At 47.1% G+C, this 359-nt stretch carries 1 rRNA gene; it reads left to right on the forward strand.

Annotation, left to right across the window (positions count from 1 at the left end):
* Positions 1-81, forward strand: a 16S ribosomal RNA gene (locus tag HW466_RS31630); the annotation flags it as partial.
* Positions 82-359: the final 278 nt, after the last annotated feature.

The following is a 359-nucleotide window of genomic DNA, read 5'->3' on the forward strand; positions in this document are numbered from 1 at the left end:
GTCACCACGGTAGGATTCATGACTGGGGTGAAGTCGTAACAAGGTAGCCGTATCGGAAGGTGCGGCTGGATCACCTCCTTTCCAGAGCTATCTCGCAAAGTTGAGCGCTCACGCTTATCGGCTGTTGATAAAGACAGAAAGACTGTCTGTTAGCGGTTTAATCGGTTATAATGCCGGCCGCTTTCGATAATCCTCAATGACAAACATTCGAATGAAGTTTGGTTCGAGTTTTTCTCATTGGCGATTGAGCCAGTCAGAGCGGTACGAAAGTATCGGCTGTCGTTCTTTAACAATCTGGAAGAAGTAAGTAATTTGGATAGCGGAAGCGTCTTTGAGATGGACGTGGAAACTATCCGGGT

The organism is Burkholderia territorii (assembly GCF_902833055.1).
Taxonomy (GTDB): domain Bacteria; phylum Pseudomonadota; class Gammaproteobacteria; order Burkholderiales; family Burkholderiaceae; genus Burkholderia; species Burkholderia territorii.